The sequence below is a fragment of the Pseudoalteromonas sp. NH0006-26 genome (assembly GCF_057552415.1).
The window spans coordinates 1-584 of the sequence record NZ_BAAJMJ010000027.1; the positions used below are offsets into that span (position 1 = coordinate 1).

The 584-nt window shown below is 41.4% G+C and carries 2 protein-coding genes; both read right to left on the reverse strand.

Features of this window, described 5'->3' with window-relative positions:
• Window positions 1–168: 168 nt before the first annotated feature.
• Entirely contained in the window at window positions 169–303 is a 135-nt protein-coding gene (locus AC27JR_RS16995; protein WP_487174229.1) for a hypothetical protein, read from the reverse strand.
• Window positions 304–315: 12 nt separating this feature from the next.
• Window positions 316–584, reverse strand: a 269-nt coding sequence (locus AC27JR_RS17000) for a hypothetical protein (protein ID WP_487174230.1), incomplete at its 5' end; no start/stop codon positions are given.

Sequence of the window (584 nt, forward strand, 5' to 3'; positions counted from 1 at the left end):
AAGGAGATAAGTCACACCCTGAAATATCTATTAACTCCATTACTATTAAATTACTAATAACGGGAGTGCCAAATATGATAACCATAATAACGCCGAAGGAAATAAGGCAGAATTTGGAAACTTGTAAATTTAGACTCATAGTTCGAGATTTCATTGGCAGCTAACGCTTTAGTGAGGGGCGCAGGCTTGTTGGCTATACTGCGCGAAGCGCCAGCCAACGAGTATGCGTCCCAGCCCAGCTTGCTGGGCGAGCTTAACTAACTTGTTATGTGTGTACATATTTAGACCTTGTTTCACCGCCATTATAGCGTTCCATTAGCCGGATTTTTTTTGACCTAACTTATCTAACGCAAACCGAATTAATGAAAAGAAAACAAGCCCAAGGCAACTAATTGCAACGACCCCCGCAGGCGCAGCCATAAGAATCATACCTTTTTCCCAGCCATAAAACGCCATAACGGTACAGATTATCCCAAGCGACAATTCAATGAGAAAGTTTTCCCAATGCAATGAGTATCCGGTATCAATTGGCCTAGCAAAAAAGTTTATTTTATACGGCATAGTTTTCTCTCCATAGAAGCACA

Coding starts and splice junctions, on each gene's coding strand:
- AC27JR_RS16995 (WP_487174229.1), bottom strand. CDS start 303: ATGGCGGTGAAACAAGGTCTAAATATGTACACACATAACAAGTTAGTT.